14 protein-coding genes and 1 riboswitch are annotated in these 14,185 nt (G+C 39.9%); of the genes, 9 read left to right on the top strand and 5 right to left on the bottom strand.

Annotated features, from left to right (window positions below; genetic code table 11):
• Positions 1 to 5: 5 nt before the first annotated feature.
• Complete coding sequence (locus V7161_RS20120) at positions 6 to 1,025, bottom strand: ABC transporter substrate-binding protein (protein WP_335714676.1); 1,020 nt, start codon at positions 1,023 to 1,025, stop codon at positions 6 to 8.
• A 107-nt stretch (positions 1,026 to 1,132) separates the two neighbouring features.
• Here V7161_RS20120 and V7161_RS20115 point away from each other — a divergent pair, with 107 nt between their 5' ends.
• From V7161_RS20115 to V7161_RS20100, 4 genes are all read left to right on the top strand, one after another.
• Positions 1,133 to 1,933, top strand: a complete 801-nt coding sequence (locus V7161_RS20115) for an alpha/beta hydrolase family protein (protein ID WP_335714675.1) — start codon at positions 1,133 to 1,135, stop codon at positions 1,931 to 1,933.
• A gap of 38 nt (positions 1,934 to 1,971) precedes the next feature.
• A complete protein-coding gene (locus V7161_RS20110) occupies positions 1,972 to 2,214 on the top strand; it encodes a DUF2584 domain-containing protein (protein WP_335714674.1) in 243 nt (80 codons plus the stop codon).
• Positions 2,215 to 2,524: 310 nt separating this feature from the next.
• Positions 2,525 to 3,043, top strand: a complete 519-nt coding sequence (locus V7161_RS20105) for an RNA polymerase sigma factor (protein ID WP_335714673.1) — start codon at positions 2,525 to 2,527, stop codon at positions 3,041 to 3,043.
• Positions 3,027 to 3,983 carry a hypothetical protein gene (locus V7161_RS20100; protein ID WP_335714672.1) on the top strand — a complete coding sequence of 319 codons (957 nt, stop codon included), beginning with the start codon at positions 3,027 to 3,029 and terminating at the stop codon, positions 3,981 to 3,983. Before V7161_RS20105 ends, V7161_RS20100 begins: the two co-directional genes overlap by 17 nt.
• A gap of 17 nt (positions 3,984 to 4,000) precedes the next feature.
• Here the strand turns inward: V7161_RS20100 and pckA are convergent, their stop codons facing one another.
• Positions 4,001 to 5,584, bottom strand: coding sequence for a phosphoenolpyruvate carboxykinase (ATP) (pckA, locus tag V7161_RS20095; RefSeq protein WP_335714671.1), 1,584 nt, complete (start codon positions 5,582 to 5,584; stop codon positions 4,001 to 4,003).
• Between the two features lie 263 nt (positions 5,585 to 5,847).
• A riboswitch (SAM riboswitch) is annotated at positions 5,848 to 5,976 on the top strand.
• Between the two features lie 271 nt (positions 5,977 to 6,247).
• On the opposite strand from pckA, the gene metK reads away from it, so the two are divergent.
• Together metK and asnB are read left to right on the top strand one after the other, a co-directional pair.
• Entirely contained in the window at positions 6,248 to 7,447 is a 1,200-nt protein-coding gene (metK, locus tag V7161_RS20090) for a methionine adenosyltransferase (protein ID WP_335714670.1), read from the top strand.
• Positions 7,448 to 7,661: 214 nt separating this feature from the next.
• On the top strand, positions 7,662 to 9,566 hold the full coding sequence (gene asnB, locus V7161_RS20085) for an asparagine synthase (glutamine-hydrolyzing) (RefSeq protein ID WP_335714669.1): 1,905 nt from the start codon (positions 7,662 to 7,664) through the stop codon (positions 9,564 to 9,566).
• 35 nt (positions 9,567 to 9,601) lie between these two features.
• Here the strand turns inward: asnB and V7161_RS20080 are convergent, their stop codons facing one another.
• The gene (locus V7161_RS20080; RefSeq protein ID WP_335714668.1) at positions 9,602 to 10,114 is read right to left on the bottom strand and encodes a gamma carbonic anhydrase; all 513 of its coding nucleotides are present in this window, start codon (positions 10,112 to 10,114) and stop codon (positions 9,602 to 9,604) included.
• Positions 10,115 to 10,221: 107 nt separating this feature from the next.
• Here V7161_RS20080 and V7161_RS20075 point away from each other — a divergent pair, with 107 nt between their 5' ends.
• Together V7161_RS20075 and V7161_RS20070 are read left to right on the top strand one after the other, a co-directional pair.
• The gene (locus V7161_RS20075; RefSeq protein ID WP_335714667.1) at positions 10,222 to 11,025 is read left to right on the top strand and encodes an alpha/beta hydrolase; all 804 of its coding nucleotides are present in this window, start codon (positions 10,222 to 10,224) and stop codon (positions 11,023 to 11,025) included.
• Positions 11,026 to 11,043: 18 nt separating this feature from the next.
• Positions 11,044 to 12,126, top strand: a complete 1,083-nt coding sequence (locus V7161_RS20070; RefSeq protein WP_335714666.1) for a tetraprenyl-beta-curcumene synthase family protein — start codon at positions 11,044 to 11,046, stop codon at positions 12,124 to 12,126.
• Between the two features lie 23 nt (positions 12,127 to 12,149).
• On the opposite strand, the gene V7161_RS20065 is transcribed toward V7161_RS20070, so the two are convergent.
• Together V7161_RS20065 and V7161_RS20060 are read right to left on the bottom strand one after the other, a co-directional pair.
• Positions 12,150 to 12,722 carry a class I SAM-dependent methyltransferase gene (locus tag V7161_RS20065; RefSeq protein WP_335714665.1) on the bottom strand — a complete coding sequence of 191 codons (573 nt, stop codon included), beginning with the start codon at positions 12,720 to 12,722 and terminating at the stop codon, positions 12,150 to 12,152.
• Positions 12,723 to 12,726: 4 nt separating this feature from the next.
• A complete protein-coding gene (locus V7161_RS20060; RefSeq protein WP_335714664.1) occupies positions 12,727 to 13,677 on the bottom strand; it encodes a TIGR01212 family radical SAM protein in 951 nt (316 codons plus the stop codon).
• A 232-nt stretch (positions 13,678 to 13,909) separates the two neighbouring features.
• Here V7161_RS20060 and V7161_RS20055 point away from each other — a divergent pair, with 232 nt between their 5' ends.
• Positions 13,910 to 14,173 carry a YtzC family protein gene (locus V7161_RS20055; protein WP_335714663.1) on the top strand — a complete coding sequence of 88 codons (264 nt, stop codon included), beginning with the start codon at positions 13,910 to 13,912 and terminating at the stop codon, positions 14,171 to 14,173.
• The last annotated feature ends 12 nt before the right edge of the window (positions 14,174 to 14,185 follow it).

Here is a 14,185-nt window from a genome sequence, read left to right as displayed (position 1 = left end):
CCTATTTATTTTTTTATTACTTTATTCGCAATATCGGTATTAACAAGTGTTTTATGGTCTACTTCTTTAGGAAGTGAACCGGCTTCCTTCATGATATTTTGCAGGTTGTTCCACTCTTCCTCGTCTAAAATAGGATCCGTGGCATAAGAGCCTTGGCTCTTATAGCGATCAATAACGGTTTTCATAATCTCAAAATCGGTATCTGGAAAATAAGGCTCTACTGCTTTAGCAATCTCCTCAGCACTATGTGCTTGCACCCATTGCTGTGCTTTGTAGATGGCCTTTGTAAATTTTTCGATTGTAGCTTTATTTTCTTTCATATAGCTATCTTTCACCATAAAGGTTGTGTAAGGAACATGGCCAGATTCTTTACCAAAAGAAGCTACAATATAGCCTTTTCCTTCTTTTTCAAAAATGCTGGCGGTAGGCTCGAATAATTGGACATAGTCGTAATTGTCGGAGGAGACAAAGGCATTAGCAATGTTGGCAAAATCGACGTTTTGGGTTAGGTTTAGATCTTTATGAGGATCGATGCCATGTTTCTTTAATACGAATTCACCGACCATCTGTGGCATTCCTCCAACACGCTGACCAAGGAAGTTAGATCCTTTTAACTGCTCCCAAGAAAAATTATCGTTTTTCTTTTTTGCTACCAGAAAGGTTCCGTCAGTTTGTGTTAATTGCGCAAAATTAATGACCGGGTCGTTAGAGCCTTGGGCGTATACATAAATGGATGTTTCTGAGCCGACAAGGGCAACATCAGCGGCCCCGGAGATAAGGGTAGTCATCGTTTTGTCTCCGCCAGGGGTTGTGGTGATGGTGACGTCAAGACCTTCATCCTTAAAGAAGCCTTTTGATGCAGCAACATATTGAGGAGCATAGAAAATCGAGCGGGTAACCTCAGCAACTCGTACTTTTTCAAGTTTCGTTGGCTTAGCTGTATCATTGTTATTGCAAGCTGCGAGTGAAAACATCAGTATAGCAATGAGGAGAAAAGAAAAACTGAATTTTAACCATTTTCTCATGAATGAACCTCCTTATTTACCATTCAATCTGGGCGTTTTGCCTATGATAATGTATGAAAAGGAAAAAAATGTGTGAATGCCCAGTGATAATTAATTTGGAAGGAAAGATGACAGAGTTGAACCTTGATGATGGAAAAATTTTAGACATACAGCGGTTTCCTTCACCCAATCCAAAGGTGGAATTAAAAGTAATTACATATCTATCCGGTGGGTTACGGGTAAAGGGGATGCTGGCGGAACCAAAAAGTATAGGTCGGATGGATGGGTTTCTTTATTTACGCGGGGGGATTAAAAATGTTGGGAAGGTAAGGCCTTCCAGAATTGCTCAGTTTGCCTCTGAGGGGTTTATCGTGTTTGCTCCTTATTATCGTGGAAATCAAGGCGGTGAGGGAAATGAAGATTTTGCTGGTGATGACAGGCTGGATGCTTTTTCAGCTTATTTGCTGTTAAAATCTTTACCTAGGATTCAGGCTGTCCATATTTTTGGTTTTTCTCGCGGCGGTGTGATGGCGTTGCTTACGGGTATTCAATTTCCTGAAGCAGCTTCTGTTGTCACCTGGGGCGGTGTCAGTGACATGAGCCTTACCTACTATGAAAGGAATGATTTACGACGAATGATGAAAAGGGTAATTGGCGGGACACCTGTGAAGTATCCGGAACGGTATCAAGATAGAACTCCCCTTTATGGGCTTGAAAACCTTGCCTCTCCAGTGCTGATCATTCATGGTGTAAAGGATCACAATGTATCTGTTGAGCATGCTTACCGTCTGGAAAGAAGGCTAAGGGAATTGGACAAGCCTGTGGCTTGTTGGTACTTTGAGCAATTTACGCATTATTTTCCGCCAGCCAATAATCGAAAAGTGGTTGAAGATTTAACGAAGTGGATGAAATCCAATGGCAAAAAATGATAAAATATGATTATTAAGAGCAGAGGAGCGGATTTTTGATGGGTATGCCTCTTGAATTAAATACGATGATTGTTACAAAGGGTAGAGAGAAGCGAGTGGAAGAAAACCTATTTACCTTAGAAAAGGAAGGATTCAGGCTCTATCCAATTGAGATTCCAATTGATGTCAGAAAAACAATCGAAAGCGATACAAATGGAACTGCAATGATTAAAAAAGTAGAATGGCAAAAAAACAGCACAACCATCACGTATCAACTAATTTCACTGAATTCCACGAACTAAGCAGGCGGATTGATGCCTGCTTTTTTTCTTTTTGGCTATGTTAAAGGCCATTATTGATTTTTTAACACTGTTGATTGGAGCGGAAGGCGCGAAGACTCCTGCGGGAGTACGGGGCAGGGGAGACCCCACAGGCGCCAAAGCTCCGAGGAGGCTCCCCGGCACGCCCTAAGGTGCGCGAAGCGCCTGAAGCGCAAATCAACAACCAAGTTTAACACCTTCTTTTTAAAAAAGTGTAAGAAAAATTTGCCAAACACGTCTAATAATTAGAGAAAAACAATTTGTTATGTTTATTGAGTAAGGGGGAGTTAGGTTGGAGCGAGCCCATCCAATTGAAAAATGGTTCATTCAATATGAAAAAGATATCACAAATTTTTTAGTTTATTATACGGGATCGAAGGATGTAGAGGATTTGGTCCAAGAGACCTTTTTGCGGGCATTTCAAGCATATAGCCGATATAAAAATGAAGCGAGCCCCAAAACCTGGCTGATTTCAATCGCGAGAAATACCGCCATAGATTTTTACCGAAAAAGATCCGTTTGGCAGAAGCTTAAAAAGCTTTTAGATACTGAATCACCCAAACCCCCTGAGCCTGCAGAGGATTTGCTGTTCAGGAAAATCGAATATGCTAATTTATACGAGGCGATAAACCAATTAAAAGATAATTATCGCGATATCATCTTACTTAGGGGGATTGCCGAACTTTCTTCACAGGAAGCCGGCCAAGTTCTCGGTTGGTCAGAAAATAAAGTAAACGTAACATTTCATCGGGCAGTGAAAAAATTAAATGAGTGCTTGAAGGAGGGGGAGTACTATGAGGAATTTATCTGATAAAGATTTATTAGAGATTCTCGCAAATTTTCAAAAGCATGAATTAACAACAGAACAGAGAACGGATATGTTAAAGGTAATAGGCGAAGCAAGTACCAGGAGACATAGAAAATTATTTAACTTTCAAAGATTAGCAGCGTTAGCAGCCATATTTATCCTTGTTTTGTTGGCTCCCCTCCTATATTTCACTGACAAAAAAGAATCTTCTTCACAAATTACGGGCTCTGGAAGAACTAAAACAGTTCAACAAGGTGAGTACTTTGCACTTAAAGATACGGACGGCTCTCCTCTTTATGCAGATAGTAATTTTGGTATTCCAAACAAAGTAAGCCTGCTGGCACCACTGGAATGGATAGCGAAGGACAGAAGAGGTGTTTCGAAGATAGCCATTTATTTATGGGGCGACTACCAAAAAGATTTTGCGAATAATTCTCTTAATATTGAGGCCGTACATGTAAAAACGGGGGTAAAAGAACACCTAGCAACAACCGTCATTTCAGGTGGTATGTATGGGTCAGACGGGCATGCAATGACTGGCTTTAAATCACTTGATTTACCGGGAATATGGAATCTTGAATTCAGGGCAGGCAATAAAAAAATCGGAGAATTTTCCATCTATGTAAAAGAGCCCTACATTAAAGTTGGTAATTCTACTTTGATGATTTCACAAGAAGATTTGCACGCTGGATTCTACGAGGATGTTTCCATCGAAGTAGAGGGAGATGAACTTCCTCCTGAATTAAAATTAGAGGTATTTGCATTAGAAAATACAGAGATATCAGAATTCACCTTTAAAGATAAAACAGATTACACGACAACAGATGGTAAAAAGATGTCGATGTATCACGGAGATTTCCACCTTAAAAAAAGCGGTAAGTACCGTTTTACCATTTTACAAAAATCAGAAGCAGTAGAAGTAAGAAAGCCCTCATCAAATTGATGAGGGCTTCTCGTTATTTAAGCGATCGGTCCGCCTTTTTCTTCGATTTCAGCAGCGACATTCGTAAACTTTTTAAAGTTTTCACGGAATTTAGCAGCAAGTTCTTTTGCTTTCACTTCATAGGCTTGTGGGTCTGCCCACGTTTTAATTGGCTGAAGAACTTCATCAGGAACACCGGCAATATGAAGCGGAATGTTCAGGCCGAAGATTTTATCCTTGACTGTTTCTACATGGTTCAACTCTCCCTCAAGGGCCGCTTGAACCATAGCGCGTGTATACGAAAGCTTCATACGGTTTCCGACACCATATTCGCCGCCAGTCCAGCCTGTATTGACTAAAAAGACATTGGCATTATGCTCAAGAATTTTTTCACCAAGCATTTCAGCATAACGAGTTGCTGGAAGCGGTAAGAAAGGCGCTCCAAAGCAAGTAGAGAAGGTTGCTTGTGGAGACGTGATTCCACGCTCGGTTCCGGCAAGCTTTGATGTATAACCGCTTAAGAAATGGTACATTGCTTGCTCTTTCGTTAATTTTGCAATTGGAGGCAATACTCCAAAGGCATCTGCTGTCAAAAATACAATTGTATTTGGATGTCCTGCAACGCTTGGCAGAACAATATTATCAATTGCTTGAATTGGATAGGCTGCTCTAGTATTTTCAGTTAATGTTCCATCATCATAATCCGGAATTCTGGATTCTTGGTTAACCGTAACATTCTCAAGCACAGTACCAAAACGAATTGCATCAAAAATTTGTGGTTCTTTTTCACGTGTAAGGTTAATACATTTCGCATAGCAGCCGCCTTCAATATTAAAGACGCCATTGGAAGACCAGCCATGCTCATCATCTCCGATTAGCTTGCGATTTGGGTCTGCTGAAAGGGTAGTTTTTCCTGTACCAGACAAACCAAAGAATAACGCTACATCTCCCTCTAGCCCAACATTCGCAGAACAGTGCATCGAAAAAATATTGTTTTCAGGAAGAAGGTAATTCATCACAGAGAAAATTGATTTTTTCATTTCACCGGCATATTCCGTTCCACCGATTAACACAATGCGTTGTTCAAATGAAATAATTATAAAGGTTTCTGAGTTTGTACCATCTACAGCTGGGTCTGCCTTGAAATTTGGAGCAGAGATAACCGTAAAGCCTGCTTCATGTTCAAGTAATTCGTCTTCTGTTGGACGAATGAACAGCTGGTGGGCGAATAAATTATGCCATGCATATTCATTTACGACTTGAATTGGCAACTGCGATTTTTTATCAGCTCCGGCAAAACCTTTGAATACAAAGAGTTCATTTTGTTCCTTTAAGTACTCTAATACCTTGTGATAGAGATTTGTAAATACTTCTTCGGAAATAGGCTGATTGGATCCCCAAGCAATTTTATCCTTTGTTGAATTTTCAACGACAATAAATTTATCTTGCGGTGAACGTCCTGTATACTTACCGGTGGAAACACGAACAGCACCTGTTGCAGTTAATGATCCTTCATTTCGGCTTAGAATTTTTTCAACTAGCTGTGGAACAGATAATTGAATTTGGACATTATTTTCTTTAAGTAATTGCTTTAATTCATTTGGAATATGAACAGAATTCATTTAATTAACCATCCTTTTTATTTAATTTAAAATGGCGATTATTATATCAATTAGTATAACACATTTACGAAATTAGTCTATACTATTTAATTAGTTCAAGTTGTATTTTATACATTATTCAGGGAATAAGCAAAAAGAAAATATTTATATCATGAAATTAAAATATTTTTATGTTTTATAGTCTTCGGCATGGAAAAAGTTTCATAAATATCGATTGACACCGTTCATTATTGTAGGGTATGATTTTATTTTGAACGGATACTCTCTTATCCCGAGCTGGTGGAGGGACAGGCCCTATGAAACCCAGCAACCTGCAAACGAAGAATAGATTGTTTTATTTTTCGGGCAAAGGTGCTAAACCTGAGGCAAGGCTTGACCTTGAACGATAAGAGTGAAAGGCACGCAAACATTTTGCACTCAACCTTTCCTCATGCGATGGAAAGGTTTTTTGTTTTTCGTGCTACATAATCGCTTTTTCATTATCCCATCGTGAGAATCTTCAGCCGGGTTTATTAATAGTACTGTTGGTTATTAATAAAATACCCGTGTTTATTTCATACTACTAAGGGAATGAGTTCCGTATCAACCCGAGGTTAAACTAACAAGGTAGCAATAACCACACACATAACCTCACTTTATTTCAATAATATAGGAGGAATTCAGATGTCAACAAAACGTCGTTTGTTCACTTCTGAATCAGTAACTGAAGGTCATCCTGACAAGATCTGTGACCAAATTTCTGATTCCATTTTAGATGCTATTTTAGCAAAGGATGCTAATGCCCGTGTTGCGGCTGAAACTTCCGTAACAACCGGCTTAGTACTTGTTGCTGGGGAGATCACCACTTCTACTTATGTGGATATTCCAAAAATTGTCCGCGAAACAGTTAGGGAAATTGGTTACACTCGTGCAAAGTATGGCTTTGATGCGGAAACTTGCGCCGTATTAACTTCAATCGATGAACAGTCTCCAGACATCGCAATGGGGGTTGACCAAGCGCTTGAAGCTCGTGAAGGACTAATGTCGGATGAGCAAATCGAAGCAATTGGTGCAGGGGACCAAGGTTTAATGTTTGGCTTTGCCTGTAATGAAACAAAAGAGTTAATGCCTCTTCCAATTTCACTTGCTCATAAGCTGGCACGCCGATTAACAGAAGTTCGCAAAGAGGAGCTTCTTCCGTATCTACGTCCTGACGGTAAAACACAAGTAACCGTTGAATATGATGAGAACGATAAACCAGTTCGTATTGATACAATTGTTATTTCAACACAGCACCACCCAGAAGTTTCGCTTGAGCAGATCCAGCGAAACCTTAAAGAATATGTGATTAATCCAGTTGTTCCAAAGGAACTAATTGATGAAAATACAAAATACTTCATTAACCCAACTGGCCGTTTTGTAATCGGCGGACCACAAGGGGATGCAGGCTTAACTGGCCGAAAAATCATTGTAGATACTTACGGCGGTTATGCTCGTCATGGCGGCGGTGCATTTTCTGGTAAAGATCCAACAAAAGTTGACCGTTCTGCCGCTTATGCAGCACGTTATGTAGCAAAAAATATCGTTGCAGCAGGTCTTGCTGATAAGGTTGAAGTACAGCTCGCTTATGCAATCGGTGTAGCAAGACCAGTTTCCATTTCAGTGGACACTTTTGGTACAGGTAAAGTAAGCGAAGATGTTTTAGTTGATCTTGTAGGTGCAAACTTTGACCTTCGCCCAGCTGGAATTATCAATATGCTTGGCCTTCGCCGTCCAATCTATAAGCAAACAGCAGCTTATGGACACTTTGGCCGTACAGATGTTGATCTTCCTTGGGAGCGCACCGATAAAGCTGAAACATTACGTGAGCAAGCAAATGTATAATTAGCCTGATAAGGAGTTGCATATAAATATGTAACTCCTTTTATTTATTAGAGCCTATTTTAATATATAGCGGGTTTAAGTAGGTCGAAAGAAGTGAAAAATGATTGTACTTGATTTTCATCAAGTTCACAGTTCCATTTTTAAAAAAAAGTGGTAGTATAAGAGAGTATGTTTTTTAGCAGGATATTTTGAACTGGAGTAGGTGAGGTACATAATGTGTGGTTTTATCGGTTGTGTACACGACAAAACACAAAGCTATAGTAATGAACAAAAACAACAATTTAAAAATATGAACGATATTATAACCCATCGCGGTCCTGATGATGATGGTTTTTATTATGATGACCATATTCAATTTGGCTTCCGCCGCTTAAGCATCATTGACATAGAGTCCGGACACCAGCCGCTGACCTATGAAAATGAGCGTTATTGGATCATTTTCAATGGCGAAATTTATAACTATGTAGAGCTTCGTGAAGAGCTTCTCAAAGAGGGCTTGAAGTTTGCCACTAGTTCAGATACAGAAGTCATTATCGCTCTTTACAGCCATTTGAAGGAAAAAGCTGTTGAAAAGCTGCGCGGGATGTTTGCCTTTGTTATTTGGGATAAACAAGAACAGACACTTTACGGGGCACGCGATCCTTTTGGAATCAAACCGTTCTTCTATTTTGAGGATGGTGAAAGAACTTTTTTTGCTTCAGAGAAAAAGAGTATTCTTCTTGCCCTTGAGAACGATGTGCTTAATTATGATTCCTTGCAGCATTATTTAACCTATCAATTTGTCCCTGAGCCGAATACCCTGTCTGAAGGAATTAATAAGCTTGAGCCTGGACATTATTTTACAAAGAAAATCGGCGCTAAAATGGAAATGAAGCGTTATTGGAAGGCTCATTTTCAGCCAGTTCAGAAATCTGAAAATGATTTCGTCAAAGAAATTCGTGACATCCTATTTGATTCAGTTGAGAAGCATATGCGAAGCGATGTTCCAGTCGGCTCCTTCCTTTCTGGCGGAATCGATTCTTCTATCATTGCGTCTATTGCTAAACAGTTTCATCCTGCAATCAAAACCTTTTCAGTAGGCTTTGAGCACAATGGGTTTAGTGAAATTGATGTTGCCAAAGAGACAGCCGAGAAGCTGGGCGTAGAAAATATCAGCTATGTGATTACTCCAGAGGAATATATGAATGAAGTTCCAAAAATCATGTGGCATATGGATGATCCGCTTGCAGACCCTGCCTGCGTACCGTTATACTTTGTCGCTCGCGAAGCGCGGAAGCATGTTACGGTTGTACTTTCAGGTGAAGGTGCCGATGAGTTGTTTGGCGGATACAATATTTACCGCGAACCGCAATCGTTAGAGGTATTTAATAAAATTCCGAGAGTCGGTAAGGTGCTATTAAAAGGAATCGCTAATATGATGCCTGAAGGCACGAAAGGCAAAAGTTTTATCGAACGCGGCGTGACACCAATGGAAGAGCGCTATATCGGCAATGCCAAAATGTTCACGGAAGAAGAAAAACGGGAACTTCTAAATGTGTACCGTCCAGGATTAATTTATACTGACATTACCAAACCTCTTTACGAAGAATCTAGAGGCTATGATCCTGTTGACCGAATGCAATACATCGATATTCATACATGGATGCGCGGAGATATTTTATTGAAAGCAGATAAAATGACAATGGCACATTCTCTGGAGCTGCGTGTTCCATTCCTTGATAAAGCTGTTTTTGAAGTGGCTTCAAAAATCCCTACAAGCTTAAAAACAGCTAATGGTACAACAAAATATATTTTACGCAAAGCAGCCGAGGGCGTTGTTCCAGAACATGTACTGAATCGTAAAAAGTTAGGCTTCCCAGTGCCAATTCGTCACTGGTTAAAGAACGAAATGAATGATTGGGCGAAGAAAATTATTCGCGAAAGCAATACAGATCACTTAATCAATAAACAATATGTGTTAAGACTGCTTGAAGACCATTGCCAAGGAAAAGCTGATAACAGCCGGAAAATTTGGACGGTGCTTATGTTTATGGTATGGCATCAAGTATATGTTGAAGATGTTTATTCCTTTCAGCGTGATTACGCAGCAGCAAAATCATTAGAAACAATGAAAAATTAAGTTAAAAAAAGCACCCGGCGGGTGCTTTTTTTACATTATGATTGTAAGGATTTATAATATTGGGCTTTTTCAGCATATTCTCTCGTGATTCTTTCCATATCTTCTATATCCTCTGGGGTTAATTCTCTTACAACTTTAGCGGGCCTGCCGAATGCTAATGTATTAGGGGGAATTTTTTTTCCTTGCGGGACAAGGCTTCCGGCTCCAATAAAGGCCCCTTCACCAATTTCAGCTTGGTCCAAAACGATGGATCCCATTCCGATTAAGGCTCGTTTCCTGATGATACAGCTGTGAAGAATCACCTGATGCCCAATCGTTACTTCATCTTCTAAAATTAGCGGGTTATTGGGACTTTGGTGTAAGATAGAATTATCTTGGATATTTACTTTATTGCCGATCTTTGTCGGGGCAACATCGCCTCTAATGACAGAATTAAACCAAACGCTGGATTCTTCGCCAATTTCAACATCACCTGTAATTGTGACATAATCAGCAATAAATGCCGTTTCGGCAATTAACGGATACTTATCTTTAAAGGGATAAATCATACTAGTAGCTCCTTTTTTTATGATGGTACTATTGTAGCGAAAATTGGGAGCCTTTTTCAAAGCTTAAGTTTTTATTATTTTCAACTATTTTAGGGGGATATAAAAATATGTGGAAGTGGGAAGCAGAAGGGGATGCAAAAGCGGTCATTGTGATGGTACACGGAGCGATGGAGCACCATCGCAGGTACGGGTGGCTGATTGAGATGTGGCGTTCTTCAGGCTTTCATGTCATTATGGCTGACCTTCCTGGGCAAGGTATGACAACACGAGCCAACCGCGGTCATATTGATTCCTTTGATGATTACATAATTGAAGTGAAGGATTGGGTCCAGGCAGCCTACCGCTATAATTTACCAGTGTTTATATTAGGCCATAGTATGGGGGGACTAATTTCTATCCGACTTCTGCAGGAAGAAAGATTAAATATTGCGGGGGTTATTCTTTCATCACCATGCTTAGGACTTGTAAATACACCTTCAAAATTTTTAGAGCTTGTTTCACACGGGATAAATGTCGTGTTTCCTTCCTTCAGGGTTAATTCAGGTTTAACCGTTCAGATGGCGACGAGAAATGAAGACGTAAGGGAAGCCGATTCAAATGATACTCTTTACGTGACAAAGGTTTCAGTAAGGTGGTACCGTGAACTTGTTGCGGCCATGAAGGAGGCATTCCTTAAGCTTGAACTAACTCAAGATATTCCGATGCTTCTTATGCAAGGCGGAGATGACAAAATCGTCAAGAAAGGTACCGTTAAGGAATGGTTCAATCATGTCCCATTATCGGAAAAAAGGTTTAAAGAATGGCCAAAATACTACCATGAAATTTTTAATGAACCTGAGCGTGAAGAGGTATTTGAATACGCGAAGGATTTTGTTATTAGTCAATTAAAAGCAATAGGCTATATTGTATAGAAAGGGTTGCCGTATTCCATGAAGCCAATTACACTAATGTCCAGGGTTTACCGAAAAATACTTCCAGCCGTACACAAAGAATTGGCTTATTGGAAAAGCCGTGCTGAAAAAATACCGAATCCTGAATTAAGAACCCAGGCTCTTGCTAGTATTGAGCATAAAACCTTCCATTGTGAGGGAGGAAGTATTCTCGCGATCACTTCAGGTGAACATTATAAAAAAGCAATCAAGTTTATTGTTGCCTATCAAACGATTAGTGACTATCTTGATAATCTCTGTGACCGCAGCACCTCACTTGATCCTGATGATTTTGCGGCCCTTCACGAATCAATGCACGATGCACTTATAATAGATGCGGAAGAGAAAAATTATTACCGGCTTCGCGAGGATCAGGATGATGATAACTATTTGAATGATTTATCAGCAGCGTGCCGAGAGGTTTTAAGGGATATCCCTCATTATGATCTGATAAAGGATTATTTGCTTGAATTGTGCCAATATTATTGTGATTTGCAAATTCATAAACATGTTATAAAAGAGGAACGAGTGCCGCGGCTGGAGAGGTGGTTCCATCACCATCAAAATCAATTGCCTCCAATGGAATGGTATGAATTCTCTGCCTGCTCTGGTTCAACGTTAGGGATATTTTGTCTAATTTCTTATGCGATGAGGGAAGATTTTCAGGCAAGTGACGCCGAAAACATTCGAAAAGGTTATTTTCCTTATATTCAAGGCTTGCATATCCTTTTAGATTATTTTATCGATCAAGAGGAGGACGTTGCCGGAGGTGATTTGAACTTTTGTTCTTATTATGAAAGCGAAGAAACGCTTTTTAAGCGGTTAAAGCATTTCGTTACAGAGGCTGATCGACATACGGAATTCCTCCCCCATAAAAAATTCCATCAGCTAATTAATCGCGGGTTATTGGGGATATATTTATCTGATTCAAAGGTTCGAAAACAGAAAAATGTGCGTAAGTTGGCAAAAGGAATTATTAAATCTGGCGGATGGATTAGTTATTTCTTTTATTTCAATGGACTTGCCTACCGCTCGCTGCAAAAATCGGTGCCATCCTTTGTAACTAGACTTATGATTAAATAAAAAAACCAGGCGTGGCCTGGTTTTTACCTCTTTTCAATTGCAACAATAAACGGCGGGTTATTTTGTTGATTGATGAATTGATACTGGAGGACGTGTGCTGTTTTTTGGTCTATTTCTTGGCAATATTGAAGTAAAGAATCCCGTTCAACAGCCCCTTCCTCGTGACCGTGATAGATGACAAGAACAATGATGCCCTCAGGTGCCATCAACTCCATTAATTGCTCAATAGCTGCAACAGTCGTCTCTGGTTGGGTCACAATTGTTTTATCACTGCCTGGAAGGTAACCAAGGTTAAAAATAGCCCCGGTAATTTTTCCATGGTAATCCGGTGGTATTTTTTCTGATAAATGCTCGTGACCTTCATGAAACAGGGTTACACGCTCTAACATTCCGTGTGCGCTTAGGCGTTCTTTACTGGTATCGATAGCTTCCTCTTGAATATCAAATCCAAACACTTTACCAGTTTCACCAACCAAATCGGCTAAAAATAACGTATCATGTCCATTTCCTAAAGTAGCATCTACGACAGCATCGCCGGTTTGTACAGCTTTTTTAAGTAAGCTTTTTGCAAACGGAAGAATTCGTTCCATTATCATCGATTTAAACCCCTTGATAAAATTTGCCTTGCCAACTATCCCGTCGTTTTAATTCCGCATCAATCGAGTTTAGTACTTCCCATTTGTTGACGCTCCACATCGGCCCCACCATTAAGTCAATTGGTCCATCTCCTGTAATTCGATGGACAATCATTTCCGGCGGTAAAATTTCTAATTGGTCACATACTAAATTTACATAATCCTCTTGCGAAAGAAACTGGACCATGCCCTTTTCAAATTGTTTTACCATTGGAGTGCCTTTTAAAAGATGAAGCAGGTGAATTTTAATTCCCTGTACACCCAATTTGGCAACCTCCAGAGCTGTTTCCATCATCATGTCATACGTTTCGAGCGGCAGACCATTGATTAGATGTGAGCAGACGCGGATTCCATGATTCCTCAGTTTATTGACTCCATCTACATAACATTGAAAGTCATGAGCACGGTTGATTAATAATGCTGTCCGCTCATGAACCGTCTGAAGACCTAACTCTACCCATAAATAAGTTCGTTTGTTTAATTCCGCTAAATATTCGACTACATCATCTGGGAGACAATCGGGACGGGTAGCAATCGAGAGACCTACAACGTTTTCCTGCTTTAGCACTGTCTCAAACTTTTCTCTTAGGACCTCAACTGGAGCATGGGTATTAGTATAGGCCTGGAAGTAGGCCATATATTTGCCATCCTTCCATTTTGTATGCATTTTTTCTTTAATTTTGTTGAATTGTATTTCAAGAGGATCGGCACGGTTCCCTGCAAAATCTCCGGAACCTGCAGCACTACAAAATGTACAGCCTCCATGGGCGACCGTACCATCACGATTAGGACAATCAAATCCACCATCTAACGCAACTTTAAATACCCTATGACCAAATTGATTTCGTAGGTGATAATTCCAAGTATGATACCGTTTATTATCAGACGCATATGGAAAAGGTTTAGTCTGAAGCATCAGAAAACCTCCTTTATTTTGTAATAATGTGATTGGGGCGTAAATCAACGTGCCAATTTAAAAAAGTTTGCATAACTTTGATTTTAACATGAAGCGAAAAGCATATCCATTGCGTTTATCACAGTTGAATTCCCAACATTTATCAAATCGTTCATTGTCATAGGAAAGCAAATGGAGAACAGAATAAGAAATGAAGCAGTGTGCTTCTAAAGAGAAGAAGGGGGTTCTAAAGATGGCAACTCGTGAATCCATGGAGACATTAATGCAGCAATGTGAGGATGCTATTCGATATGCCCAAGACCAATACAAGGATAGCAGCCTACAAGAGCATTATAATAACGACGATTACACTAAAGCCTTACAAACGCTTGAAGAAACCTACCAGGAAATTGCAAAGATGGCCCACAGTGCAAATTCACAGCAGCGGGAGCAGCTTCACAGAATGAGGCTGCAAATTCAACAGCTGCAAAACAATATGATCCTGCAAGGGCATTAAGGGAGGGAGCCT

The sequence above is a fragment of the Neobacillus drentensis genome (assembly GCF_036965425.1).
GTDB classification, from domain to species: domain Bacteria; phylum Bacillota; class Bacilli; order Bacillales; family Cytobacillaceae; genus Neobacillus; species Neobacillus drentensis_F.
Note: the sequence above shows the minus strand (reverse complement) of the source record. Positions and strands in the feature narration are given on the sequence as shown.

What these genes read in the sequence shown, in the direction of transcription:
- V7161_RS20120 (WP_335714676.1), bottom strand. Translation starts at nt 1,025, where the DNA reads ATGAGAAAATGGTTAAAATTCAGTTTTTCTTTTCTCCTCATTGCTATA.
- V7161_RS20115 (WP_335714675.1), top strand. Translation starts at nt 1,133, where the DNA reads ATGACAGAGTTGAACCTTGATGATGGAAAAATTTTAGACATACAGCGG.
- V7161_RS20100 (WP_335714672.1), top strand. Translation starts at nt 3,027, where the DNA reads ATGAGGAATTTATCTGATAAAGATTTATTAGAGATTCTCGCAAATTTT.
- V7161_RS20065 (WP_335714665.1), bottom strand. Translation starts at nt 12,722, where the DNA reads ATGATAATGGAACGAATTCTTCCGTTTGCAAAAAGCTTACTTAAAAAA.
- pckA (WP_335714671.1), bottom strand. Translation starts at nt 5,584, where the DNA reads ATGAATTCTGTTCATATTCCAAATGAATTAAAGCAATTACTTAAAGAA.
- asnB (WP_335714669.1), top strand. Translation starts at nt 7,662, where the DNA reads ATGTGTGGTTTTATCGGTTGTGTACACGACAAAACACAAAGCTATAGT.
- V7161_RS20110 (WP_335714674.1), top strand. Translation starts at nt 1,972, where the DNA reads ATGGGTATGCCTCTTGAATTAAATACGATGATTGTTACAAAGGGTAGA.
- V7161_RS20070 (WP_335714666.1), top strand. Translation starts at nt 11,044, where the DNA reads ATGAAGCCAATTACACTAATGTCCAGGGTTTACCGAAAAATACTTCCA.
- V7161_RS20055 (WP_335714663.1), top strand. Translation starts at nt 13,910, where the DNA reads ATGGCAACTCGTGAATCCATGGAGACATTAATGCAGCAATGTGAGGAT.
- metK (WP_335714670.1), top strand. Translation starts at nt 6,248, where the DNA reads ATGTCAACAAAACGTCGTTTGTTCACTTCTGAATCAGTAACTGAAGGT.
- V7161_RS20080 (WP_335714668.1), bottom strand. Translation starts at nt 10,114, where the DNA reads ATGATTTATCCCTTTAAAGATAAGTATCCGTTAATTGCCGAAACGGCA.
- V7161_RS20060 (WP_335714664.1), bottom strand. Translation starts at nt 13,677, where the DNA reads ATGCTTCAGACTAAACCTTTTCCATATGCGTCTGATAATAAACGGTAT.
- V7161_RS20075 (WP_335714667.1), top strand. Translation starts at nt 10,222, where the DNA reads ATGTGGAAGTGGGAAGCAGAAGGGGATGCAAAAGCGGTCATTGTGATG.